The organism is Marinomonas sp. SBI8L (assembly GCF_001624705.1).
GTDB lineage: Bacteria > Pseudomonadota > Gammaproteobacteria > Pseudomonadales > Marinomonadaceae > Marinomonas.
In genome coordinates this window covers 132,156-154,357 of sequence record NZ_JSEO01000008.1, presented here as the reverse complement: position 1 = coordinate 154,357, position 22,202 = coordinate 132,156, and the positions used below count along the sequence as shown (strand labels likewise).

The 22,202-nt window shown below is 40.3% G+C and carries 24 protein-coding genes and 1 tRNA gene; 9 read left to right on the top strand and 16 right to left on the bottom strand.

Annotated elements, in window-relative coordinates:
- Positions 1-3 precede the first annotated feature (3 nt).
- The 12 genes from flgK to OA91_RS13640 all read right to left on the bottom strand — a co-directional run bounded on the left by flgK (position 4) and on the right by OA91_RS13640 (position 12,175).
- A complete protein-coding gene (gene flgK / locus OA91_RS13695; RefSeq protein WP_063338878.1) occupies positions 4-1,983 on the bottom strand; it encodes a flagellar hook-associated protein FlgK in 1,980 nt (659 codons plus the stop codon).
- 112 nt (positions 1,984-2,095) lie between these two features.
- Positions 2,096-3,094: a flagellar assembly peptidoglycan hydrolase FlgJ gene (flgJ, locus tag OA91_RS13690; protein ID WP_063338877.1), complete on the bottom strand. Its 999-nt coding sequence runs from the start codon at positions 3,092-3,094 to the stop codon at positions 2,096-2,098.
- Positions 3,095-3,150: 56 nt separating this feature from the next.
- The gene (locus tag OA91_RS13685) at positions 3,151-4,239 is read right to left on the bottom strand and encodes a flagellar basal body P-ring protein FlgI (RefSeq protein ID WP_046016586.1); all 1,089 of its coding nucleotides are present in this window, start codon (positions 4,237-4,239) and stop codon (positions 3,151-3,153) included.
- A 25-nt stretch (positions 4,240-4,264) separates the two neighbouring features.
- Positions 4,265-5,104 carry a flagellar basal body L-ring protein FlgH gene (locus tag OA91_RS13680; RefSeq protein WP_052702007.1) on the bottom strand — a complete coding sequence of 280 codons (840 nt, stop codon included), beginning with the start codon at positions 5,102-5,104 and terminating at the stop codon, positions 4,265-4,267.
- Between the two features lie 10 nt (positions 5,105-5,114).
- Positions 5,115-5,900 carry a flagellar basal-body rod protein FlgG gene (gene flgG / locus OA91_RS13675; RefSeq protein WP_046016587.1) on the bottom strand — a complete coding sequence of 262 codons (786 nt, stop codon included), beginning with the start codon at positions 5,898-5,900 and terminating at the stop codon, positions 5,115-5,117.
- A 44-nt stretch (positions 5,901-5,944) separates the two neighbouring features.
- Positions 5,945-6,688: a flagellar basal body rod protein FlgF gene (locus tag OA91_RS13670; protein ID WP_063338876.1), complete on the bottom strand. Its 744-nt coding sequence runs from the start codon at positions 6,686-6,688 to the stop codon at positions 5,945-5,947.
- 117 nt (positions 6,689-6,805) lie between these two features.
- A complete protein-coding gene (locus tag OA91_RS13665) occupies positions 6,806-8,503 on the bottom strand; it encodes a flagellar hook-basal body complex protein (RefSeq protein WP_063338875.1) in 1,698 nt (565 codons plus the stop codon).
- An 11-nt stretch (positions 8,504-8,514) separates the two neighbouring features.
- Positions 8,515-9,207 (bottom strand): flagellar hook assembly protein FlgD, encoded by a 693-nt coding sequence (locus tag OA91_RS13660; RefSeq protein ID WP_046016590.1) that lies wholly within the window; start codon positions 9,205-9,207, stop codon positions 8,515-8,517.
- Positions 9,208-9,216: 9 nt separating this feature from the next.
- Positions 9,217-9,666 carry a flagellar basal body rod protein FlgC gene (flgC, locus tag OA91_RS13655; RefSeq protein ID WP_046016591.1) on the bottom strand — a complete coding sequence of 150 codons (450 nt, stop codon included), beginning with the start codon at positions 9,664-9,666 and terminating at the stop codon, positions 9,217-9,219.
- Positions 9,667-9,668: 2 nt separating this feature from the next.
- Positions 9,669-10,070, bottom strand: coding sequence for a flagellar basal body rod protein FlgB (flgB, locus tag OA91_RS13650; RefSeq protein WP_063338874.1), 402 nt, complete (start codon positions 10,068-10,070; stop codon positions 9,669-9,671).
- A gap of 275 nt (positions 10,071-10,345) precedes the next feature.
- Positions 10,346-11,176 (bottom strand): CheR family methyltransferase, encoded by an 831-nt coding sequence (locus tag OA91_RS13645; protein ID WP_046016593.1) that lies wholly within the window; start codon positions 11,174-11,176, stop codon positions 10,346-10,348.
- A gap of 63 nt (positions 11,177-11,239) precedes the next feature.
- Positions 11,240-12,175, bottom strand: coding sequence for a chemotaxis protein CheV (locus OA91_RS13640; RefSeq protein ID WP_063340099.1), 936 nt, complete (start codon positions 12,173-12,175; stop codon positions 11,240-11,242).
- A gap of 138 nt (positions 12,176-12,313) precedes the next feature.
- Between OA91_RS13640 and flgA the strand changes: the two genes are divergently transcribed.
- The 9 genes from flgA to OA91_RS13595 all read left to right on the top strand — a co-directional run bounded on the left by flgA (position 12,314) and on the right by OA91_RS13595 (position 19,021).
- Positions 12,314-13,003 carry a flagellar basal body P-ring formation chaperone FlgA gene (gene flgA / locus OA91_RS13635; protein ID WP_063338873.1) on the top strand — a complete coding sequence of 230 codons (690 nt, stop codon included), beginning with the start codon at positions 12,314-12,316 and terminating at the stop codon, positions 13,001-13,003.
- Positions 13,004-13,130: 127 nt separating this feature from the next.
- Entirely contained in the window at positions 13,131-13,442 is a 312-nt protein-coding gene (flgM, locus tag OA91_RS13630) for a flagellar biosynthesis anti-sigma factor FlgM (protein ID WP_063338872.1), read from the top strand.
- Between the two features lie 21 nt (positions 13,443-13,463).
- On the top strand, positions 13,464-13,940 hold the full coding sequence (flgN, locus tag OA91_RS13625) for a flagellar export chaperone FlgN (RefSeq protein ID WP_063338871.1): 477 nt from the start codon (positions 13,464-13,466) through the stop codon (positions 13,938-13,940).
- A gap of 73 nt (positions 13,941-14,013) precedes the next feature.
- Positions 14,014-14,089 (top strand) — tRNA-Arg (locus OA91_RS13620).
- Between the two features lie 117 nt (positions 14,090-14,206).
- The gene (locus OA91_RS13615) at positions 14,207-14,776 is read left to right on the top strand and encodes a DedA family protein (RefSeq protein ID WP_046016598.1); all 570 of its coding nucleotides are present in this window, start codon (positions 14,207-14,209) and stop codon (positions 14,774-14,776) included.
- Entirely contained in the window at positions 14,773-15,897 is a 1,125-nt protein-coding gene (locus tag OA91_RS13610) for a D-alanine--D-alanine ligase (protein WP_082827943.1), read from the top strand. Before OA91_RS13615 ends, OA91_RS13610 begins: the two co-directional genes overlap by 4 nt.
- A 59-nt stretch (positions 15,898-15,956) precedes the next feature.
- Positions 15,957-17,747 (top strand): lysophospholipid acyltransferase family protein, encoded by a 1,791-nt coding sequence (locus OA91_RS13605; RefSeq protein ID WP_063338870.1) that lies wholly within the window; start codon positions 15,957-15,959, stop codon positions 17,745-17,747.
- Positions 17,723-18,268, top strand: a complete 546-nt coding sequence (locus OA91_RS13600) for a DinB family protein (RefSeq protein WP_063338869.1) — start codon at positions 17,723-17,725, stop codon at positions 18,266-18,268. The genes OA91_RS13605 and OA91_RS13600 overlap by 25 nt, the downstream gene beginning before the upstream one ends.
- Positions 18,269-18,283: 15 nt before the next feature.
- Entirely contained in the window at positions 18,284-19,021 is a 738-nt protein-coding gene (locus OA91_RS13595; protein ID WP_063338868.1) for an NRDE family protein, read from the top strand.
- A 99-nt stretch (positions 19,022-19,120) separates the two neighbouring features.
- Here the strand turns inward: OA91_RS13595 and OA91_RS13590 are convergent, their stop codons facing one another.
- The 4 genes from OA91_RS13590 to OA91_RS13575 are packed head-to-tail and all read right to left on the bottom strand — an operon-like array spanning position 19,121 to position 21,987.
- Entirely contained in the window at positions 19,121-19,525 is a 405-nt protein-coding gene (locus tag OA91_RS13590; RefSeq protein ID WP_046016601.1) for an OsmC family protein, read from the bottom strand.
- 3 nt (positions 19,526-19,528) lie between these two features.
- Positions 19,529-20,344, bottom strand: coding sequence for an indole-3-glycerol phosphate synthase TrpC (trpC, locus tag OA91_RS13585; protein WP_063338867.1), 816 nt, complete (start codon positions 20,342-20,344; stop codon positions 19,529-19,531).
- Positions 20,345-20,365: 21 nt separating this feature from the next.
- Entirely contained in the window at positions 20,366-21,400 is a 1,035-nt protein-coding gene (trpD, locus tag OA91_RS13580; RefSeq protein ID WP_063338866.1) for an anthranilate phosphoribosyltransferase, read from the bottom strand.
- A gap of 8 nt (positions 21,401-21,408) precedes the next feature.
- On the bottom strand, positions 21,409-21,987 hold the full coding sequence (locus OA91_RS13575; protein WP_063338865.1) for an aminodeoxychorismate/anthranilate synthase component II: 579 nt from the start codon (positions 21,985-21,987) through the stop codon (positions 21,409-21,411).
- Positions 21,988-22,202: the final 215 nt, after the last annotated feature.

The following is a 22,202-nucleotide window of genomic DNA, read 5'->3' as shown; positions in this document are numbered from 1 at the left end:
CATTTACCTAATCGAATTTAAAAGGGTTTGGAAACTTTTTTCAGCCGCCGATATCACCTGAGAAGAAGCTGCATATGAGTTTTGATAACGAATCAAGTTCACTGCCTCCTCATCTAAACTAACGGCAGACACTTCGTCACGACGTGCAATACTTTGCTCCATCATGACTTCACTTGATTCCATATTTGTCTTAGCTGTATTGGTTAAATTACCTACCCTTGCCACGGTTGAAGTGTAGGCATCGGCAAAACTTTGACTACCACCAACCAAGGCTTTATTTTGTAAGTCAGCTATGGCGCGCCCATTATAGTTATCATGTCGACCAGATTGGTTGAAAGAGATATTAAAGACATCTCCTGCGGTAGGCTTACTAGATAAGGAGACATCATAGCCTGACTCATCTAATCCGGCCTGAGCTAACAAGTCTGTATAGTTTTTAGCATCCGCAACCTGAGCTAGAATCAGACCATCCTGATCCAAGACATCAAAGCTGTTTTCACTGGTAAATCGAATGCCTTGTGGTGCAAACCGATACAAATCACCATCAGCACTAAAAGCAGAGGTATCGGCATCTGTATTAGATACAGACGATATAGAAATTTTGGCATCAGATAAGTTATCAGCACTTCTCTCTACCTGTATCGGCGCATTCATTGCCAAATCATCACCACTAGTTGATGCCAAAGAGATATTAGCGGCAGCTAAGCTTGTTGGTGCAAACTGAAAGGTATCACCAGGCCTGAAACCTACTTTGACATCTTCTTCTAATTTTAACTCTATTCCTATTCCAGGAATCGAAAAATACCCGTCAGGTGTCTTTTCCATTTGATCTAAATCGAAAAACCTTGCTGGCGCAGTCGATTCACCAGAGACTCCAAAGCTTCTTAATTCAAAAGCATTATTTGATGTCATGATAAGTTCATAAGTATCTGTTGAAAGCTCTGATGCTTTACCTTCTTCAACCCTAACATCAACTTCATGAATCAAACTTGAATTCTTTCCACTTTGACTAACAGTAATATCAGCAAGATCAAATATGCGCTTACCATAATCACCATTAGCATCTAGACCTAAACGGTTTTGCTGATTAACACTGTCAGAAATAACAATCGCCTGCTGACCTAGCTGCCTATCTAACTCTTCGAGAAAGTCAGCGCGGTAATTCATCAAGCCACCAATTGAGCCACCTAAATCGGTTGTATCTATCCCTAACTCATAATCCTCAAAGTCCAAAACTAATTCATAAGTAGTAGAATCGTACTCACTTGGAGAGAGGCTAAGTTTATTGACGCTGGTTTGCAGCACCAAAGGCTGCCCGCCTCCAAGCTGCAACTCCATTAAATCATTTTCATCAAAACTAATTTTAATATCGAGATATTCACTAATCTGACGAGCGATATCTTCTTGGGTATCCCTAAGTTCATTTGCTTTAGATCCACCAACCGTTTCTTGTACAAGGATCTTGCCATTAAGGTCAGCAATCTGATTAGCATATTCATTAATAATATCGATATTAGAGGTAAGCTGCTCGTTCACCAATGACGTTTGATCTTGAGAAAAGCTTGCCAGCTCATTGAAGTGGCTAACAAGGTTCTTCAAATCTGTATAAGCAATTTTTCGAGTACCCGTATTGGTAGGGTCACTATTAACTGACTGCAAAGAGTCAAATGCATTGTTTAAATAGGTATTAAGAGAGGTCGCTTTATCAGAAAAGATCTCATCAGCAATTGCACCTTGCTGATAATAGCTATCGAAATAATTGTAGTTTGAGGTATCGCTTCTTAACTGGGTATTAACAAATTCGTCAACAACTCGCTTAGTCGAACCAACTTCAACACCACCATTTTGCTGAGTCGATAAACTCGTGGTTTGTCGGTTATAACCTTCTGTATTGACGTTGGCAGTGTTTTGACCGGTTGTCACAATCTGGGCAGAGCTTGCCAACACACCAGATAAGCCAATCGAATAAAGGTCGCCAGCCATTTTAATACCCCTAAGTCAGAACAATACGAAAGCTAAAAAGCCTTCATTTATTTAATATATCGACTTAGGATGCAAAAACTTGACCAAATTTGAAGATATGAGAAAAAAAGCGCTAGAGGGACTCTAACCACTCGCTTTTAGCGATACCCTGTATTTTCTCACTGTACTTAGGATCTGTCGCATAACCCCCTTGCTGTAAATTTGCGGCAAAGCTTGCCACATCATCTCCGGCAGAAAGGGCACCTTTGTACCTATCACTTGACGTTAAAAAATCAGCGTAATCATCAAAGCTATGAGCAAATGACTGATAAGCTCTAAAAGGAGCGACTTGCTTTTTAGCAACACCATTCTCATATTCTAGCGTAGTCACGACAGCCCTTTCTCCTTGCCATCTTGCATCTGCTTTAATACCAAAAAGGTTATAGCTTGCACTTCCATCTTGCTTAGCAATTGGATATTTACCCCAACCAGTCTCTAAAGCAGCTTGCGCTAAAATTGCCTTAGGGTTCACCCCCAACTTTTCAGCAGCGGCTTTAGCATGAGGCCAAAGCGTTTGAATAAATTCTTCAGGTGATTTGAAAGCCACTTGTTCAGCAGTTTGACCTGTTTGCTTCGCATTTAAATCTAACTGTAGAGTCTCAACTATTTTTGCGAGGTCGATATCCTCATCCGCAGCAGCCGATTGAGCTTGAGAAATAAGATCTTGAGAAGCGTTTTTAGCAAGCACTTGAATACGTGCAAGGTCTTGAGTGGCGACTTGATTTAAAAAAGCAGTTTCGGAGCCAGGTTTAGCGCCTGTTGCAGCGCCTTGTCCTTGAAACTGTCGAATAAGAGCATCTGCTATCCCCATACCGCCAGCTTTAGACAAAGACTGAGCCATCTGAGAATCAAGCATTTCTTGATATTGCTTTGACTCATTACTAGAGAATAAATCAGAACCAATGGTTTCATTGGCTTGACGCATATTCTTAAGCATCATATTAATAAAAATAGACTCAAATTCTTGAGCAACTTTCTTTAATGCGGCTTCCGGATCTTGTTTCGCACTCGTTTTCAATTTTGCCAAAGCATTAAAATCGGCGTAAAACTCATTTGAACTAACGTTATTCATATCAAGATCCAAGCAAACAGCATAATTATGATCCTATCATAAATAATTTTTTAGCCTTAGATAACCACCAAATCAGCATTAATTGCGCCAGCTTGCTTTAAGCCTTCAAGAATAGCCATCACATCACCAGGCGCCGCCCCAACCTGATTAACCGCACGCACAATATCATTCAATGAGGCACCAGGGCCAAATAAAAACATATGCCCACTATCTTCATTCACCGCAATCTCTTGTCGTGGTGCATAAATAGTTTCACCACCCGTAAGTGGCTCGCCTTGAACAGCAGGAGCCGCTTGAGCTTTTATCGTTACTGTTAGGCTGCCATGAGTAACAGCAGCAGGAGAAACCTTCACATGCTGACCGATAATAATCGTACCCGTTCGAGAGTTAATAACAATTTTAGCTCTCTCCTCACCTAGCTCAACTTCTAAATTCTCTAAAATAGATAGAAAGGTAACTCTTTGGCTTGGATCTCTTGGCGCTGACACACGAATCGATGTTGCATCTAGTGTTTTTGCAACGCCTGGACCTAGCAAGGCATTAATACTATCCGAAACTTGTTTCGCTGTTGTGAAATCAGGTCGATTCAAATTAAATGTCAGCGTATCACCACGATTAAAACTATTAGGCACAGTCCTTTCAACACTGGCACCATTGGGAATACGCCCGACGGTTGGAATATTTAAAGAAGTTCTTGAGCCATCATTACCTTGACTCCCCAGACCACCAACAACCAAATTACCTTGTGCTATCGCATAAACTTGGCCATCAGCACCTTTCAGAGTAGATAACAATAAAGTTCCACCTTGAAGACTACTGGCACTGCCAATAGAGGAAGCAGTGATATCAATTTTTTGACCAGGCTTAGAGAAAGGAGGCAGGGTTGCCGTTAAAGACACGGCAGCAACATTCTGAGAATTAGCGTTAATCCCTTCCGGCATAACAATACCAAACTGAGCCAACATACCTGTGAAACTTTGATCCGTAAAGTTACTATTATCGCCTGTTCCATTTAACCCAATAACCAAACCATAACCAAACAATTGGTTATCTCGCACGCCCTCAACAGATGAAATATCTTTTAGTCGATCGGCATTCGCCATCATCGAGATAAAAAAAGCACATATTAATAAGCAATATTTCATTGTCATCAATCCAACAGGTTTCAAATTAATTCGGTACAACACCACGATTCAATAGACGAGTTACCCAACCTTGCTCACTACCAGAGGCAATTTCACCAGAACCTGAATAAGTAATACGAGCATCAGCAACACGAGCAGAGTCGATTGTATTATTTGGCTTAATATCTTGTTTACGAATAATACCTGTTAATCGTATATATTCATCACCTCGATTCAAGGTCACCCACTTCTCACCTCGAACCGCCAACACACCATTTGGATAAACATCATACACGGTCACAGTGATAGTGCCATTTAAACTATTACTCTGATTAGCACCGGCACTACCGGCAAAGTTGGTCCCACCATCCGGCAAGACTGAATCAATATTCACCTCAGTACCAACAACCCTAGGGTTTTGAACTTGAGCAGATGACGACTTAGTCAAAGAGGCATCATTAGATTTACTAGAGCTGGTTGTTTCACTCAAGTTAATCGTTAAAATATCACCAACACGAGAGGCAGTTTGACTACCAAAGAAGACATCACCCATCCCTACTTTATAGATACCACCATTCACATTCTGTGAAGGCTGAGCTTCATATTTAATAACAGGCGCATAATAGGGATCATCAGATCTTGGTCCATAGTTCATATCTGGCGCATTAAAAGGGTCACTTTCTTCAGGCACATAAGCATGCTCAGGCGCAGGTTCGAAGACTTTCTCAGGTTCCCCTTCAATCACCTCTTCTACAGGTGCTTCCTCTTCTACCACTTCTTCAACAGCAGGCTCTTCAACAACCTCTTCTGCTGTTTCTTCCGGCTCCCATGAAGCACAACCAGTAAGAAACAGAGCCAATAAAAGCGTAAACCGGACCATAGCCATATCAATAAACCTAAAGCTGCTGAATAACGAAACTCATCATGCCATCTGCTGCTGAGACAACTTTTGAGTTCATTTCGTAACCACGTTGAGCGGTAATCAGATTAACCAATTCCTCAACTGAGTTAACGTTCGATGTTTCCACCATATTTTGTCTAACATTACCCAAAGCAGATGTCCCAGGCACATCAACAATAGGTGCACCGCTGGCTGCTGTTTCAACAAAAAGGTTTTGACCGATTGAAGACAAACCTTCAGGGTTAATAAAACCAGCTAGGGTTAGCTGCCCCACACCTTCACTATCTGCAGAACCCTGTCTTACGATAGAAACAGTACCATCATCACCAATAGTCACTGAGGAAGCATCTTGAGGAATAGTTATCTGCGGCTCAACCAAGAAACCAGAGGAAGTCACTAAGCTACCTTCTGAATTCAACTGAAATTGACCATCTCGGGTATAACCCATATTGCCATCTGGCATTAAGATTTGAAAAAAGCCTTGCCCTTGAATAGCAACATCCAAGTCTCTGTCTGTGACATTATAGTCACCTTCAGCAAAGTTCTTTTGCGTTGCTGACACCCTTACACCAGCCCCCATTTGAAGACCCGAAGGCAGCTGGGTATTTTGAGATTGCAAGCCACCTGGCTGCTGTACTGTGTGATAAAGCAAATCTTCAAATACTGCTCTATCTTTCTTAAAACCTGTAGTAGAGACGTTTGCTAAGTTGTTTGAAATAACAGACAACTGCTTATCCATTGCAGAAAGACCTGTCTTACTTACCCATAATGCTGGATGCATATTAAACTCTCTTAAAAAATTCGATACTTATTATAAAAATACTATTATGCGTTTCTCTGCAAAATACGCGCCGATGCATTACCATTGTTTCGCACCGTATCCATTACTTTAATATTCATTTCAAATTGGCGAGAAAGCCCCATAATCTTGGTCAACTCTTCCACCGCACTGACATTACTACTTTCAAGAAAACCAGACTTAAGCTCTGTATTAAAATCTTGTTCCAACAGCGCACCGTTTCTCGCTCTTAACAAGCCATCAGGCCCTTTTTCAATTAATTGAGTGTCTGGGTTAACTAATTTGATCTGGCCAATAGTCGCCACTTCTGAGGCGGTTCCACCTTCTGGGATAATTGATATAGTGCCGTCTTCCCCAATGGATATTTTATCAATAGGCGGCAAAAAGATTGGCCCTCTCGCTCCCATAATAGGCAAACCACTGCCATTCACTAACTGCCCATTAGCAGTAATCTGCAAATCACCAGAACGTGTATAAGCTTCGCTTCCCTGCGCATCAAGCACAGCAATAAAGCCGCTATCTTTCATAGCAATATCAAGGGATCTGTCTGTTTGAATTAAGGCACCAGACTCATAACGGGTAGCTGGGTTTTCTGTCATAGAATAGACACGGCTTGCATAGTGATCACCATACACAGGCATAGCACGAGCTTGCTCGAAATCAGCTCTAAAACCTGTTGTATTAACGTTTGCAAGGTTGTTGGCGCGAATGGTTTGGGCTTGCATGATTTGCTTACCACCACTCATTGCTAGATACAGGGCTCTATCCATTCTATGCACTCCAAATAAAAAGACTACACTTAGCATTCAAACATCATGCCAAGTATAGTCAGCCCCTTTATTTAGAGATTATCTGCCAGAGGGTGTCAGATAATTTTAATCAGATAATTATCTCAGATTAATAATAGTCTGAGTCACCGTATTTTCTGTTTCTAAGGTTTTCGAGTTCGCCTGATAGTTTCGCTGCGCTTCAATTAAGGCAACCAACTCAGAGGTCAAATCCACGTTTGACTCTTCTAACGCTCCACCTTGAATACTACCTAAAGTCCCCGTATTTGGCTTACCTACGTTCGCTTGACCTGAGTCAGAGCTAGCCACCCAAGAGGTATCACCAGAAGGCGTTAAACCATCTGTATTATCAAAAGTAGCCAAGGCAATTTGACCTAACACAGACGTTTGCTGGTTAGTATAAGTTGCAATCAAGTAACCTTCTTCATCAAACGAAACACCTTGCAGCTCACCCGCGGTGAAACCATCTTGCACGAAAACATCACTACTATTTAAAGCAAATTGAGTCGAGCCATTCAAATCTAAAGGAATTTTCGCTGACCTATTGGTTGGATCAAAACCAGAAATTTCCAGCGTAATAGGTTGAGTCACGGCAAAAGGCGGAAAACCTTGTGCCACACCAGAGATATTACCTGCCGTATCAAAGGTTACAACCACATCATCAGGAATATAAGAAGTCAGCTCACCTGTCACTGGATCTTCATACTGAGTTTTACCATCAACCGTTACTACCATTTCATAGGTATTATTTTCACCTTGCTTAATAAAGTAATAACCAAGGGTATGCTCTTCACCTAAGCCATCGTACAGTGTCTTAGTATTACCATAGGTATAAGTGGTTGGATCAGATGGATCAAAGGCTTCTCGCGCAACACTAATTGGCGGAACAACATTAGCAGCCAGCATGGTATCAGCAATAGCCACACCATTTAACGTACCCGTAATAGCAAAAGGCGTTTGCGCCAAGCTAGTTACACTGGCTGTATCTGGCTGACCCGCTCCCATATATAGAAGCTGGAACGGCTCTTCATTAACACCATCACCATTAAGATCTTTACCTTCCTCTGGACCATTAAAGGTGGCATATTGATCAACCATCCAAGCAGCACCTGTATCATCCGTTGCAGCACCATCAACACTGGCATGCACCTGATAGGTATTTGGCAACTCAGACTTAGCATAATAGTAAGTAATGATGTGATTAGAGCCCGCAGCATCAGTTATCGTCTGAGTTTGGGTAAAGTCATAAGTCTCAGGATCATTAGGATCAAAGTCAGCCTCAATATAAGGCGGAACATCTTTTGATTCAGAATCTAAGTTAACTTGTATTTTAACGTTTTCAGTGGCTTGTGGCGCAATTCTATCGGTAGGTACTTGAAGGTTTTCCAAGTTACCACCCACTATACCATCAACTGCATTATAACCTTCTACGTTAGCACCATCATTGGTTACAAGATAACCCTCAGCATCTAATTTGAAATCACCAGCACGAGTATAGGCTTGTGTTCCACCTAGATTTAAAACAAAGAAACCTGTGCCATCAACAGCCAAATCAAGGTTGTTATCTGTGTAAGCAATATTACCTGCAGAGAAAGCCTGCGCGATGTTATTTACACTCACACCCGAACCAATAGTATTATTACTACCAGCACCAACAACACTGGTATTATATAAATCACCGAACTCTATTCTAGACTGCTTAAAACCCGTTGTATCCGAGTTAGCAATATTGTCACCCGTTACACTTAATGCATCGGCAGACGCTTTAATACCAGATAATGCTGTATTGAAACCCATAACCCTCTCACTTAGCCAACTATATCAAGCTCTTCAGTTAATCCAATTTTGCCCACCCCTGATACATTCAACTCTGTACCATTCGGGCCACTAATCGTTACACCTTCAATCTTGGCAGGAAGCCTAGTCATTAAAGATGTCTTTACACCCTCTCCATCAATAGAAAGAGCCTTAAAATTATATTCTCCGGCTGCTAATGCATTACCTTCATTATCTTTGCCATCCCATACAAATGACTCTTCATGCACATTCATATCACGCACAAGCTGCCCATCTGCATTACGTATTTCTAATGTTGTCGACAAAGACACTTCAGGAATATTCATCTTAACCGGCACATCACCACCCTCATCTAAGGTAGCAACATTAGTATTCGCCATGATTTTTTGACCAACGAGTGTCGATGCAGAAATAGCCTGACTAGAGGTTAATGCACTCGTCATAGACTCCAGTTGAGTCGAAATGGTTGACAGCTCTTCAAGAGAACTCATCTCAGCAATTTGAGAAACCATCTTATTAGTATCTTGGGGTGCTGTGGGGTCTTGCGCTTTTAGCTGCTCAATATAAAGCGTCATAAAAACATCAGTATCCGTTAACGCTTTAGAGTCTTCAGTTGCTTCAACATCAACTCCAGCCTTAACCTTGGCATTATCCGTACCATACTGAGAAATTAGTCCACTTAAGCTAGCATCAAAATCTGCCATAAACTACCTCTACGCCTGCCCAAGAGTTAGCATTTTCTGCATCATACTCTTAGCAGAATTCATCACTTCAACGTTGGTTTGAAATGACCTTGACGCGGACATCATATCGGCCATTTCTTCTACTGGGTTCACATTAGAATAGTAGACATAGCCAGTCTCATTTGCCATTGGATGATCAGGTTCATACCTTGGCTGCAAAGGTGCATCAGATTCAACAATACCTTTTACCTCAACACCAACACCTGCTCCAAACTCATCATTTGAAACCTCATTCCACCCATAACCACGCATAGACTCTTGCATCATGGTCGAAAAGACAGGCTTACGAGCTCGGTAGGTTTGATCTTCAGAACTTGCAACCGTTTCAGCATTAGCAATGTTACTTGCAACCGTATTCAAACGTACTGTTTGAGCACTCATCGCTGAACCGGAAATAGCAAAGATATTATTAAGCGACATTCTTATGAGCCTCCATTAAGAGCTTTCTTCATCGAACTAATTTTTCGATCAAGAAACATAAAGCTAGTATCAAACTGCAAAGAGTTCTGAGCAAATTCAGCTTGCTCTCTTTGCAAATCTACGGTATTCCCATCCAAAGAAGGCTGGGAGGCCACACGGTACGATAAATCTTCATCTTCACGAATTGCACTAGAAGCTAAATCAAAATGCTTAGAATTGGTTGAACGCATTTTTAAAGCATCACCCTGAGCCCTAGACATAGCAGATGAAAAGCTAATATCACGCGCTTTAAAGTTTGGGGTGTCTGCATTAGCAATATTATTCGCAAGAACAGCCGCACGATCACTTCGAAATTTTAAAAACTTATCATGACCTGCAAAAGCACTATCAAACGAAATTGCCATTTATTAAGCCTCTTTTCTTCATTCAATTCATTGGGTCTCTTGATAAAGCAATTATGATGCCAGTTTAAATAAGCCCGCAAAGCTAATAGAAACGCATTAACTCAAATTAGTTTTGAACTTGAACGGCAAAAAGCGGCAACAAAGTGAAGGAAGGCATGCGGCAAACAAAAATAGGAGACAAGCCTACTGCCATTGACAAAAAACAGGCAATAAAAAAGCCAGCTATCTAGGTAGCTGGCTTTTTAATTTTTTAGCATCACCTAATTCAGGTGAAACTATTTAGCACGATAAACAATACCTGGATGACATTGGACTATTTCAAACATATCCGACAAACCACTTAACGCTTCAGAGCCCCCTAAAAATAAATAACCTCCAGGGTTAAGCGCCTTATGCATTCTCGTTAAGATATCCAATTTCAAATCCGCAGAAAAATAGATCAATACATTTCGACAAAAGATCACATCAAACTTACCTAACGCTGTATAGCTTTCGATTAAATTTAAGTATCTAAAGTCAACTCGACTACTTATTGCTGATTTGATTTTCCAAGATCCATTCTCTTGTTTATCAAAATACTTTTTTTGCCTATCTACAGCGAGCCCACGAGCAATAGCAAGATGGTCATATTCAGCCTGCTTTGCGTGAGCTAATATATTAGTACAAATATCTGTCGCTATAATTTTCTCGCCAGCTCTTAAAACACCAGGATTTGAGGCTTTAAACTCATCAATAACCATACTAATAGAGTATGCTTCTTGGCCTGTTGATGCTGCTGCTGACCAGATCCTCAAGGCAGACTTACCCTTTTCAGGAAGTATTCTATCTTTCAAAATATTAAATGGATGAGCATCACGAAACCATAAGGTTTCATTTGTTGTCATCGCATTTATTACTTCTTCTTTTAATTTAGCACTTCCGAACTTCTTTAATGCCTCAACTAATTGTTCGAGCTTAGTAAAGCCCTCTCGCTCCAACAATTTCCCCAAACGGCTCGCAACAAGATATTGCTTATTATCACTAAGCAAAATGCCACAGGCTTGTTCTAGGTAATTGCGAAAATGTTCATACCCCTGAGGAGTTATGGCATTTGTACTACTCAGCATCTAGCCCCCGACACCATGTCTTTCCAATGCAGTTAATAGCACTAAAGATTAACTCTTTGAGCATTAACTTGCTTCAACTTGCTTTTCAATTGCCTCGATCGCAATTTTAGCTAATTCATCCGGTTGGAATTTTGCTAAGAATCCATCTGCGCCTACTTTCTTAACCATGGCCTCATTAAATACACCACTTAATGAAGTATGTAATAGGATGAAAAGTTCTTGTAGTCGACTATCGTTCCTGATTTCAGTTGTGAGGGTATAGCCATCCATTTCAGGCATCTCAATACCAGAAATAATCATGGAGAATTCTTTAGTAACATCACCACCGTCATCCGCCATATTTCTCAAGAAGTCGATTGCCTCACGACCGTCACATAAAACGGTTGTGGCAAAGCCAACATCTTCCATACAACGCTTAATCTGTTTACGGGCCACGCTGGAATCGTCAACAATTAAGATGTGGTGTTTAACCGCTTCTGTTTGGAACTCTTCACTGACAATACCAGTCGAAATATTTTGTTTAGTTGGGGCAACTTCAGAAAGAATTTGTTCAACATCAATAATTTCGACCATTTCTTTTTCTACCTGACACACAGCTGTTAGGTAGTTATCGTTTGAAAGTCCTTTTGGTGGTGGCTGAATATCGCTCCAGTTCATATTAACAATACGCTCAACACCTTTAACCAAAAAGCCCTGAATTCTGCGATTATATTCAGTAATAATGACAAAGCATTGATCAATATTTTCAATTGGACTGTCTCCAGTCGCCAAGCCGAGATCAAGAATGGGAATAGTTCCACCTCGAATATGCGCTACACCACGAACAACAGGGCTACTGTGAGGCATGCTTGTTAACTTAGGACACTGTAAAACTTCCTTAACTTTAAAAACATTGATTCCATACACTTGCTTTCCATTCAAGCGAAATAGCAATAACTCAAGGCGGTTCTCCCCAACTAATTGGGTACGCTGATTAACGCTTTCGAGAACTCCGGCCATAAATGCCTCCTACTTGTGATGACACGATTTGAGATTAAACTCTTAAATAGAATATATCGTCCAATGATAGAGTGAATTCTGTTATTTTACTAATCCCTTTAACGCCCACTTTTAATTTTTTATGGAAATAACTGCTCTATGAAGCAATACAAGTTAATTTCAATCATATTTGCGTTGTTGTGCAACAATGTTTTTGCAGCAACAACAGAAGAACAAATTAACTATTTTATTAAAAACATTGAACTACCTAGACTCGCTTCTAGTTACCCCAATGCAGAAATTATTATCAGCTTAGAAAATAGAGGTGGGTTAAATTACCTTCCGGCATGTGATCAGGCGATATCAGTCGAAAACCAAAGAGTAAACTCAAAGAAAAGAACAACTTACGCAATATCTTGCCAACAACCTGAGTGGAAATCTTTTATTCCCGTATCCCAAAAAATTCTTGTTGAAGCAGTAAAAGCAATCGCTCCAATCAGAAGAAAGCAAACAATTGACGCAAGCAATACTGTGTTAGATAAGGTTGATTTAACGCAAGTTAGAGGGCAAGTTTACTCGCCCTCTTCACCGCCTTACGGCCTCATTGCAAAACGTAACATAAATATAAATACCTTTATAACCAAAGAATTAACTGAACTCCCAATTATTGTTAAACGAGGTCAAAACGTACTCATTTCAGCTCAAAGCGGCTTAATTAACGTCAAAATGAATGGAGTTGCGGCCGAAGACGGTACACTCGGACAACAAATTAAAGTTAAAAATGTAAGTTCTGGTCGTTTTGTGTACGGTAAAGTTGTTTCTGAAGCCGAGATTCGAGTAAACTATTAGGAAATCAGTGAAGAGATTAAAATAACTTTGTATTTATTCATTAAATACCTAAAGTTATAGGTCAATATGCCGATTAAAATGTTAGGCAGGTAAAAAGTTTTAGGCAAAAACTTAGAGGCGAAACAAAATGGCATTTAATATCAATGGGTATGGCAATCAACCCAGCGTAACAAAGAACGATAGATTACAAAAATCTAACGAAGAACAAGAGTCAAGTAAATCTGTTCAAGCAGAAAAAAGTGGCACACTTGCTGACGACACAGTAAAGCTAAGTGGTGCAGCTCAATCGATGCAAAGCCATCAAAGCAAGATCAATAGCATGCCAGATATGGATATGGCTAAGGTCGAGCAAATTAAGCTAGCTATCTCATCTGGTCAATATAAAGTTGACTCAGAGAAATTGGCGAGCAATATGGTTGCTATGGACTCAATGTTTTAGGCCTAAGACACACTTATTACCATGCTGCCTCTCATCCCTGTCCTTAAGCGAAATATAGAATTATTAAATATTCTTCTTGATCTTCTGACGCAAGAAAGAGTTGCTTTTGGCTCTTTAAACACTGCTCGTATCCAAGAAATATCTGATGCTAAACAGTCTGCCATTGACGAATTAGACTCGCTTGGAGAGAAGCAACACAAGATCCTCTGCAAATTTGGGGTTATCAACCCTAGAAAGCCTGAGCCAGGTGCATTTAAAAACTGGCTATCTCAACAGTCGCCCGATGATGAAACCCGACTACTAGTTGAAGAGTGTGAAGAGTTACTGGTTCAATGCAAAGGCAAAAATTTTGCTAACGAAAGAGTATTAAGTTCTGTTCGTCGCCGCAATCAAGCTATGCTAGAAATCCTTAAAGGCCAAAACAAGAAACATAGGGTTTACACTGCTACGGGAGATAGTCGACCTATCAGCAGTAAACACATTATCGGAAGTGCCTAATTAACTGTTTATAATCAATGACTAATAATTGAAATAAGCACAAAATTAAGGTATAAAATCGCACACATATTAAGTCCTCATAGGTAAACAGGATATACCTGCCGCCTCCTAAGCGGCTATTCCAGGTTCGAGTCCTGGTGAGGACACCATCCCACTTTCGTTTTTCCTAATGTAAATCTAATCCTTTCACTTTCTTTACAATCAACTGAACTTTTTATATACCAGAATGTCCTAACTGAAGTTATTTAATATCCCTGGACAAGCTAATGATAGAAATGCTCATTAACTGGACTCAAAACCCAGCTTTGCTCTTTATAGGCATCATTTTGATGTCATATCTTCTAGAAGATGCTGCGATTATTAGCGCTGCTCTTTTAGGGGTTGAAGGCAGCCTCTCATACACAGCAGGTCTAATATCTATTTTTATTGGTATCGCCAGTGGTGACTTAATTCTTTACTACTTAGGCAAATCAAGCCACAGAATTCAGTGGGCTAAAAAACGACTGGAATCAAAGACAGGTATCGAGATTAGTAAACGATTACAAAAGACTGCTTTTTGGTCAATCTTCATCATTCGTTTCATTCCAGGGTTAAGAAGTATCAGCTACTTAGCCTGTGGTGCATTAAAAGTCGACCTGAAAGTCTTTTTCCTTTCTGTCATGAGTGCCACTGCGCTATGGTGTATCTTTATCTACAGCGCCATCTTCTTCATTGGTGATGCCCTATGGCTAACTGATTCAGCTTGGCGTTGGGCGCTTGCCCCAGTTCTACTTTTAATTATTTATTTTGCTAATAGACAAGTTAGCCAGGCCATCACTAAGGAGCCTTCAGTTTGAAAACACACAGCATCCCATTACCAAAAGGTATAAATGAAGGTATGCCTCCTCTTGAGGTGAGCGATAACATCACCTCATTTTTTGAGTTTTGGCCCGCATGGGCCATGTACACCCCCGTGATTATCCAATGGCTATTATTAAGCGCGAGATACAGAAGCTTAAGCCTTCCACTGATTGCCAACCCAAGTATTCCTCTATCAGGTATGGTTGGTGAATCAAAGTCGGATATTTTAGATCTGGCATCGGACGCCTCTTCAAAGTCTATTTGCCAATTCACCACCTATCATAGAGGTGAGGCGGAGACAGCTGAAGCTGATGCGAGTCAAGCTTTAGATAAATACTATCAAAAAGGCCTTTTCCTTCCTCTGGTTGCCAAACCAGACTTAGGGTGTCGTGGTGCTGGCGTAAGGCTAATTAACCAAGAAGAACAACTAGTGGATTATCTTAAGGCTTTTCCACTGGGTGCTAAGCTACTCTTACAAGAGAGATCACAATACCAAGCTGAAGCGGGTATTTTTTATATTCGTTACCCAGGTCAAAAACAAGGCAAGATCATTTCTATCACCTTGAAATATACGCCTTGGGTAATCGGTGATGGCGTAAGTACCTTAAAGCAATTAATCATGGCAGATAAAAGAGCAGGAAAGCTATCTCATATCTATCTAGATCGTCATGCGGATAAGCTAGAGACAATATTAGCTAAGGATGAAGCCTTCCGCCTTGCTTTTGCAGGTAGCCATAGCCGCGGCAGCATTTTCCGCAACGGTAATGAATATATAACCGATGCTTTGACACAATCTTTAGATACTTTCTTTGATGGCGTTCCTGGCTATCACTTTGGACGCTTAGATCTCAAATTTAAAAATATTGATGATCTTATGGCTGGTAAGAACTACCAGATCTTAGAAATGAATGGTGCAAGTAGTGAAGCAACTCATATTTGGGACAGTCGAACAAGTCTTGCAGAAGCCTTCAAAACCTTATTAAAGCAATATCAAATTCTATTTAAAATTGGTTATTTACAACGAAAAGAAGGACATAAGCCTCCTTCTCTTTTACAGCTTTATAAGGCTTGGCAAGAAGAAAAACGTTGGGTTAAGGACTATCCTTCAACCGACTAACCAAATGAAAAGTAACATAAGCAAGATACTTAGCTGCGCAATTAATTTGAGATACATGTATGGCAACTAGCAACGAAATAAGTACTGAGATTGAAACAAGCCCATTTTTGCTACCTAGGTCGAAAACCTTAAAATGGTTCGCCCCAGCGATAGAAAGCATGACAGGCCTAAAAAGCTTACATAAACACTATTTGGATCGTCCTTCTAACGCCAGTACAGAGTCTTTTTTAACTCATACTCTAGATGCACTAGGTATTAGCTATCAGACCCACAGGCTTGATCAGGATAACATCCCAGCTTCTGGCCCTCTATTGATCGTCGCGAACCACCCTCTTGGTGGAGTTGAAGGTGTTATTCTGGCTAAGATCTTACTCGCTTATCGATCAGATCTACTGGTAATGGCTAATCACTTCCTAAAACGCATTCCAGAGCTTTCTTCCTTGTTTATTGGCGTTGATGTATTTGAAGGCCCAGAAGCAATGAAAGCTAACTTAAAAGCGATTAAGCAGGCCCATAAACACCTAGCTAACCAAGGTGCATTGTTAATTTTCCCTGCAGGTGAGGTATCTACTTATGATAATGAGACAAACCAACTGCAAGATAAAGAGTGGAATAGGCTTGTCGGTAAGCTAGCTCAAAAGCATAAAGCGGCTTGTCTTCCTGTATTTATTGGCGGTCAAAATTCCAAGGCATTTTACCTAGCAGGAAAAGTACACCCACGTTTACGTACCCTACTTTTAGGACGTGAGTTACTCAATAAAAAAGGCAAAGAGATCCCTATTTACGGGGGGAACCTTATCCCTAACTCTGAGTTTTCAAAACTCAATAATGTGGATGACATCACCAACTACCTTCGCCTTAACACTTATGTTATTGAGCAAAGTAATCTTAGTGAAAACAGCCCACTAAACGCACTTGAGAATCCATTAGAAATCGAAGCAGATATTGGTGCTAATGTATTACAAAGGGCCATTACAGCACTACCTGAAGACAGCCTGCTACTTGAACAAAAACAGTTTAGTGTTTTCATCAGTAGTTCTGAGCATATGGGTCCGATACTGCAACAAATTGGTATTATGCGTGAGCGTAATTTCCGGGTAGTGGGAGAAGGCACTGGCAAATCGATTGACCTTGATGAATTCGATCAAGATTACATGCACCTCTTCATTTGGGATACAGACGAGAAAGTCATCGCTGGTGCATATCGCTTAGGCTTAGTTGATCAAATACTAGATAAAAAAGGAATTAAAGGGCTTTATAGCCGTACTTTATTCGACTTTGATGACAACTTCCTTAACTTGCAAGGCAAGTCGATTGAGATGGGCCGATCAGTCATTGACGCTCCTTATCAACGCAGCCTGTCGGCCTTATTACTCTTATGGAAAGGTATAGGCACCTTTGTTGCCAGAAACCCTAGCTATCAGACTCTATTTGGCCCAGTTAGCATTAGTGGTGAATATCAGACACTTACTCATCAGCTTATTGTGCAATGTTTAACAGCGCATTATTACGATTCTGAATCGGCAAATTTAGTCAAAGCAACGAACCCTCTATTACCTAGTAAAAAACCTTTCTGGTCCCTAAGTTTGCTTAGTGGCTTAGGCGATTTGCAATTACTGTCCAACCTTGTCTCTCGCTTGGAAAAAGGTAAAGGTCTACCCGTTTTAATCAGACAATACCTTGCTTTAAAAGGACGATTCGTCAGTTTCAATGTTGATCCAGACTTCAATCAAACGGTTGATGGATTAATTCTAGTAAATTTACCGGACGTGCCTGAACGCATGTTGGGCAAATACATGGGCAATGAACAAGCAAAACGTTATTTATGTCATTACGAGAAAAGCGAGTAGATCAGATGCTTCCAGTTATTAAAGGTAATCTAGAAGGCCTTAAACAAGCCAAAGAAATCGTTGAACGCTTATCTGATAGCGCCTATACCCAAGTGTATACACCCTATTTACAAAGCAGCATAGGTCAGCACTTAAGACATATTATTGATAACTACTTTACTTTGATTCACGGCTTAGAAAATAGTCACATTGACTATAATTGGCGACGTAGAGGTGCTCTAGTAGAGCAATCAAGACAAACAGCTCTCGCAGAATTAGATGAGCTAAGCAACTGGCTAATCAACCTAGATGAGAAGGATATTGAGCAAAAGCTCAGTCTAGTGTCTGAAGTTTGCTTAGCTGAAACGAAATCGGATTTTGCTCAATCTAATTTACATAGAGAGCTAATTTTTGTGGCAAGCCATAGCATTCATCATATTGCCATTATTAGTATGAATATGCGTTTGCAAGAAATAGAAGTGCCTGAACATTATGGTTTAGCACCTGCAACAGCAACCTTTTTACGTCAACAAGACCAATAATTTCAGGATAACTCAATGTGCACACTTAGCTGGCTTAAAACCAATACTGGATACGAAGTCTTTTTTAATCGTGATGAACAAAGAACACGATTAATTGCTTCGTTACCTGAGCGTTATAAAACCGCTTCTGGTAACCAGTATATTATGCCAACCGATCGTAATTCCGGTGGTAGCTGGATAGGTGTAACAGATTCTGGTGTTGGAATATGCTTATTAAACTTCTATCAAGGTATTACACCTAAGACAGAACTAATAAGTCGTGGTTTGTTAGTTAAAGATCTTTTAGCGCTTAGTAAGGCAGATAAGGTGTTAGACCATATAAAACATTTAAACTGCCAGCATTATGCCCCTTTCACTTTAGTCATCTTTATACCAGACCAAGCTCATCCTATTAGTGTGTGTTGGGATGGCATTCAATTAACTGACCTTATTATTGAATCCCCTTACACCTCGTCTGGTGTGGAATTCCCTCAAGTGTCGCAAGCAAGGCAAGAAACCTTTAGACAATATTTTCAAGGTAGAACTGCCTGTATTGATCAACTAAAGTCATATCATGCATCCCATTACCCAGAAAAGTCGAAATGGTCTGTATGTATGCATAGAGAAGATGCTTGTACAGTCAGTTTTAGCCATATGTCCATTCAAGAATTTAGCAGCAGCTTTCACTATATTGACGGCTCGCCTTGCCAAAAGAATGCTCAAACTTCCTCTATTAGCTTAGACAGAATTAGTCTGATGTCAGAAACAGCATGATGTTAAGAGCAAACTTTTAGCAGAAAGATTGCTGAATAAATTTAAGACATAAAAAAAGGCCTAATGGCCTTTTTTTATTAGTATGATTAAAACGGCTAATTAAGCTTCTTTAATCTCAAAGCTATGTACTATCTTAACGCCACCTTTTTCTAGCATCAAAGAAGCAGAGCAATACTGCTCTGCAGATAGTTTTACCGCTTTAGCCACAGCAGATTCTTTTAGTTTACTGCCTGTCACAATAAATTTAACGCGAATCTCAGTAAAAACAGATGGCACTGTATCAGCTCTATCTGCATCAATTTCAGCCACACAAGAGACAACATCTTGACGTGCTTTCTTAAGAATATTGACTACATCATAAGAAGTACATCCACCAAGACCAGCTAACAATAGCTCCATTGGTCTTGAACCTTTTTCTTGGCTACCATCCATTTCAATAGTAAAGCCAGAGCCAGTTTTAGCTGTAAAATGTACATCTTGATTCCACTCAACCGTCGTTTTCATTGTCTACCCTTCAAATAATTCTGCTAATTTTGCCCCAGGTTCATTCGCCTTCATAAAGGCTTCCCCTACTAAAAAGGCATTAATATCTTTGTCTCTCATCGCTGCCACATCATCACTCGTGTGTATTCCGCTTTCGGTCACGATAAAGCGATCTGCCGGTATATAAGATAAGAGTTCGAATGTATTTTCTAAGCTCAACTCAAAGGTATGTAAATCTCGGTTATTGATACCTAACAACTCTGTTTCAGTAAACTCTAAAGCTAGATCTAGCTCTGCTTTATTATGTACTTCAACCAATACATCCATACCTAGTTCACGAGCTAATTGGTCAAGCTCTCTTAACTTATCTCCAGACAAGCAAGCCGCAATCAGAAGAATACAGTCTGCACCAATCGCTCTTGCTTCATAAACCTGATACTCATCGACGATAAAGTCTTTGCGAATCACAGGTAAGGAGCAGGCATTTCTAGCTTCTTCCAAATAGTCCTCATGGCCTTGAAAGAAATCTCTATCGGTCAAAACAGAAAGACAAGCTGCCCCGCCTTTCTCATAAGACTTAGCGATTTCGGCCGGAACAAAAATCTCTCTCAATACACCTTTACTCGGTGATGCCTTTTTTATCTCAGCAATAACGGCTGAATCACCTTGAGCAACTTTCGCCTTTAAAGAAGCAGCAAAACCACGAACACGGTTATGTGAGTTCGCCGCGATAACAGCCACTTTCAACTTTTCTAAAGGAGTATGATTTTTTCGTTCAGCAATTTCTTCATGCTTTCTAGCAACAATCTTCTTTAATATTGTTGGCGTTTCAATTTGCATATTAACCACAATTCCTAAAATTTAGTTATCTAGATAGCATTGCGTAAATGCTGCTAGTTCAGTTAATTTCACTCGCGCTAAGCCACCGCCAATCACATCTTCAGCAATAGCAACACCTTCAGCAAGGTTATCAGCAATGCCAGCGACATAAATTGCTGCACCCGCGTTTAGAGCAACAATATCACGAGCAGGATTCACCGCACCTTTGCCTTCTAGCGCACCATGTACAAGCTCTAAGCTTTCTTCTACATTTTCTGCCTGAAGTGGCGCGATTGATTGAGTTTCGATATTAAAATCTTCTGGTTGAATACTATATTCACGAATCTCATTGTCTTTCAGTTCAGCGACAAAAGTGGGTGCAGCTAAACTGATTTCATCTAAACCATCCTGAGAGTGAACAACCATTACGTGTTCGCTACCTAGACGCTGCAACACTTCCGCCATAGGACGAACCCATTTTTTATCAAACACCCCCATTACTTGGCGTTTTGTACCAGCAGGGTTTGTCAGTGGCCCAAGCAAGTTGAAAATAGTACGAACAGCCATATCCTTACGAGGTACTATAGCGTGCTTCATTGCAGAGTGATGATTGGGGGCGAACATAAAGCCTAAACCCACTTCTTCAACACAGGTTTTTACCTGCTCAGCAGACAATGCTAGGTTTACACCCGCTTTTTCTAATAAGTCAGCACTACCCGATTTTGACGAAACCGAACGGTTACCATGCTTAGCAACCTTGCCGCCTGCTGCGGCAACAACAAAAGATGATGCGGTAGAAACATTAAATAGCTTTCCACCATCGCCACCTGTACCACAGGTATCGATAATATTATCAATATTTGATAATTCGACTTTAGAAGACAGCTCACGCATTACACTTGCAGCAGCGGCAATTTCAGCAACTGTTTCACCTTTCATGCGAAGGCCTACCAAAAAGCCACCAATTTGTGATGGTGTCGCTTCTCCAGTCATAATTGAATGCATGACTTCATGCATTTCTTCTGCACTTAAATGCTGCTGCTCAATAACAGTGGCAATGGCGCTTTGAATATCCATTATGTCTCCTATCGCTTTAAAAAGTTAGCAAGCAGATCATGACCTGCTTCCGTTAATATTGATTCTGGATGGAACTGAACGCCTTCAATCGGAAGGGTTTTATGTTTGAGTCCCATAATTTCATCTAGCTCACCCTCACATCCTTCAGTCCATGCGGTCACTTCTAAACACGCAGGCAACGAATCTTGCTCTACCACTAAAGAATGATAACGGGTAACAAGTTGAGGATTAGGTAACGATTGGAACAATGACGAATCCGTATGATGTACCGATGATGTTTTTCCATGCATTACTTGTTTGGCACGAACTACTTTACCACCAAACACTTGTCCAATGCTCTGATGTCCCAAACAAATACCTAAAATAGGTATTTTTCCGGCAAAGTATTCAATCGCAGCCAAAGACACACCGGCTTCATTCGGTGTGCAAGGTCCGGGGGAAATCACTAAATGAGAGGGATTTAGTGCTTCAATTTTCTCTAAGGTAATTTCATCATTACGATAAACTCCTACCTCAGCACCTAGTTCTCTAAAGTATTGTACTAGGTTATAAGTAAAGGAATCGTAATTATCGATCATTAGTAACATAAATATTTCAAGCCATTGAAACTAAAGGTTTTATTTAAATAATATGTTTGAATTACCCCTATTATCACCCCTTTCAAACACTTGAATACAGATAAATAATGACGTATTGGCGCGGATTTTATCTTATTTATCACTGTAACTCTAACACTAGATTTGTATTTCAATATAGCTGCTAAGACTAAAATAAACTCCCTCTTTTAAAACGACATTCATTT

Excerpts from the sequence above, each read along its gene's own strand:
- flgK (WP_063338878.1), bottom strand. The coding sequence starts at position 1,983 with ATGGCTGGCGACCTTTATTCGATTGGCTTATCTGGTGTGTTGGCAAGC.
- flgJ (WP_063338877.1), bottom strand. The coding sequence starts at position 3,094 with ATGAATAACGTTAGTTCAAATGAGTTTTACGCCGATTTTAATGCTTTG.
- OA91_RS13685 (WP_046016586.1), bottom strand. The coding sequence starts at position 4,239 with ATGAAATATTGCTTATTAATATGTGCTTTTTTTATCTCGATGATGGCG.
- OA91_RS13680 (WP_052702007.1), bottom strand. The coding sequence starts at position 5,104 with ATGGCTATGGTCCGGTTTACGCTTTTATTGGCTCTGTTTCTTACTGGT.
- flgG (WP_046016587.1), bottom strand. The coding sequence starts at position 5,900 with ATGCATCCAGCATTATGGGTAAGTAAGACAGGTCTTTCTGCAATGGAT.
- OA91_RS13670 (WP_063338876.1), bottom strand. The coding sequence starts at position 6,688 with ATGGATAGAGCCCTGTATCTAGCAATGAGTGGTGGTAAGCAAATCATG.
- OA91_RS13665 (WP_063338875.1), bottom strand. The coding sequence starts at position 8,503 with ATGGGTTTCAATACAGCATTATCTGGTATTAAAGCGTCTGCCGATGCA.
- OA91_RS13660 (WP_046016590.1), bottom strand. The coding sequence starts at position 9,207 with ATGGCAGATTTTGATGCTAGCTTAAGTGGACTAATTTCTCAGTATGGT.
- flgC (WP_046016591.1), bottom strand. The coding sequence starts at position 9,666 with ATGTCGCTTAATAATATCTTTGCTATTTCCGGTTCAGCGATGAGTGCT.
- flgB (WP_063338874.1), bottom strand. The coding sequence starts at position 10,070 with ATGGCAATTTCGTTTGATAGTGCTTTTGCAGGTCATGATAAGTTTTTA.
- OA91_RS13645 (WP_046016593.1), bottom strand. The coding sequence starts at position 11,176 with ATGCTGAGTAGTACAAATGCCATAACTCCTCAGGGGTATGAACATTTT.
- OA91_RS13640 (WP_063340099.1), bottom strand. The coding sequence starts at position 12,175 with ATGGCCGGAGTTCTCGAAAGCGTTAATCAGCGTACCCAATTAGTTGGG.
- flgA (WP_063338873.1), top strand. The coding sequence starts at position 12,314 with ATGAAGCAATACAAGTTAATTTCAATCATATTTGCGTTGTTGTGCAAC.
- flgM (WP_063338872.1), top strand. The coding sequence starts at position 13,131 with ATGGCATTTAATATCAATGGGTATGGCAATCAACCCAGCGTAACAAAG.
- flgN (WP_063338871.1), top strand. The coding sequence starts at position 13,464 with ATGCTGCCTCTCATCCCTGTCCTTAAGCGAAATATAGAATTATTAAAT.
- OA91_RS13615 (WP_046016598.1), top strand. The coding sequence starts at position 14,207 with ATGATAGAAATGCTCATTAACTGGACTCAAAACCCAGCTTTGCTCTTT.
- OA91_RS13605 (WP_063338870.1), top strand. The coding sequence starts at position 15,957 with ATGGCAACTAGCAACGAAATAAGTACTGAGATTGAAACAAGCCCATTT.
- OA91_RS13600 (WP_063338869.1), top strand. The coding sequence starts at position 17,723 with ATGTCATTACGAGAAAAGCGAGTAGATCAGATGCTTCCAGTTATTAAA.
- OA91_RS13595 (WP_063338868.1), top strand. The coding sequence starts at position 18,284 with ATGTGCACACTTAGCTGGCTTAAAACCAATACTGGATACGAAGTCTTT.
- OA91_RS13590 (WP_046016601.1), bottom strand. The coding sequence starts at position 19,525 with ATGAAAACGACGGTTGAGTGGAATCAAGATGTACATTTTACAGCTAAA.
- trpC (WP_063338867.1), bottom strand. The coding sequence starts at position 20,344 with ATGCAAATTGAAACGCCAACAATATTAAAGAAGATTGTTGCTAGAAAG.
- trpD (WP_063338866.1), bottom strand. The coding sequence starts at position 21,400 with ATGGATATTCAAAGCGCCATTGCCACTGTTATTGAGCAGCAGCATTTA.
- OA91_RS13575 (WP_063338865.1), bottom strand. The coding sequence starts at position 21,987 with ATGTTACTAATGATCGATAATTACGATTCCTTTACTTATAACCTAGTA.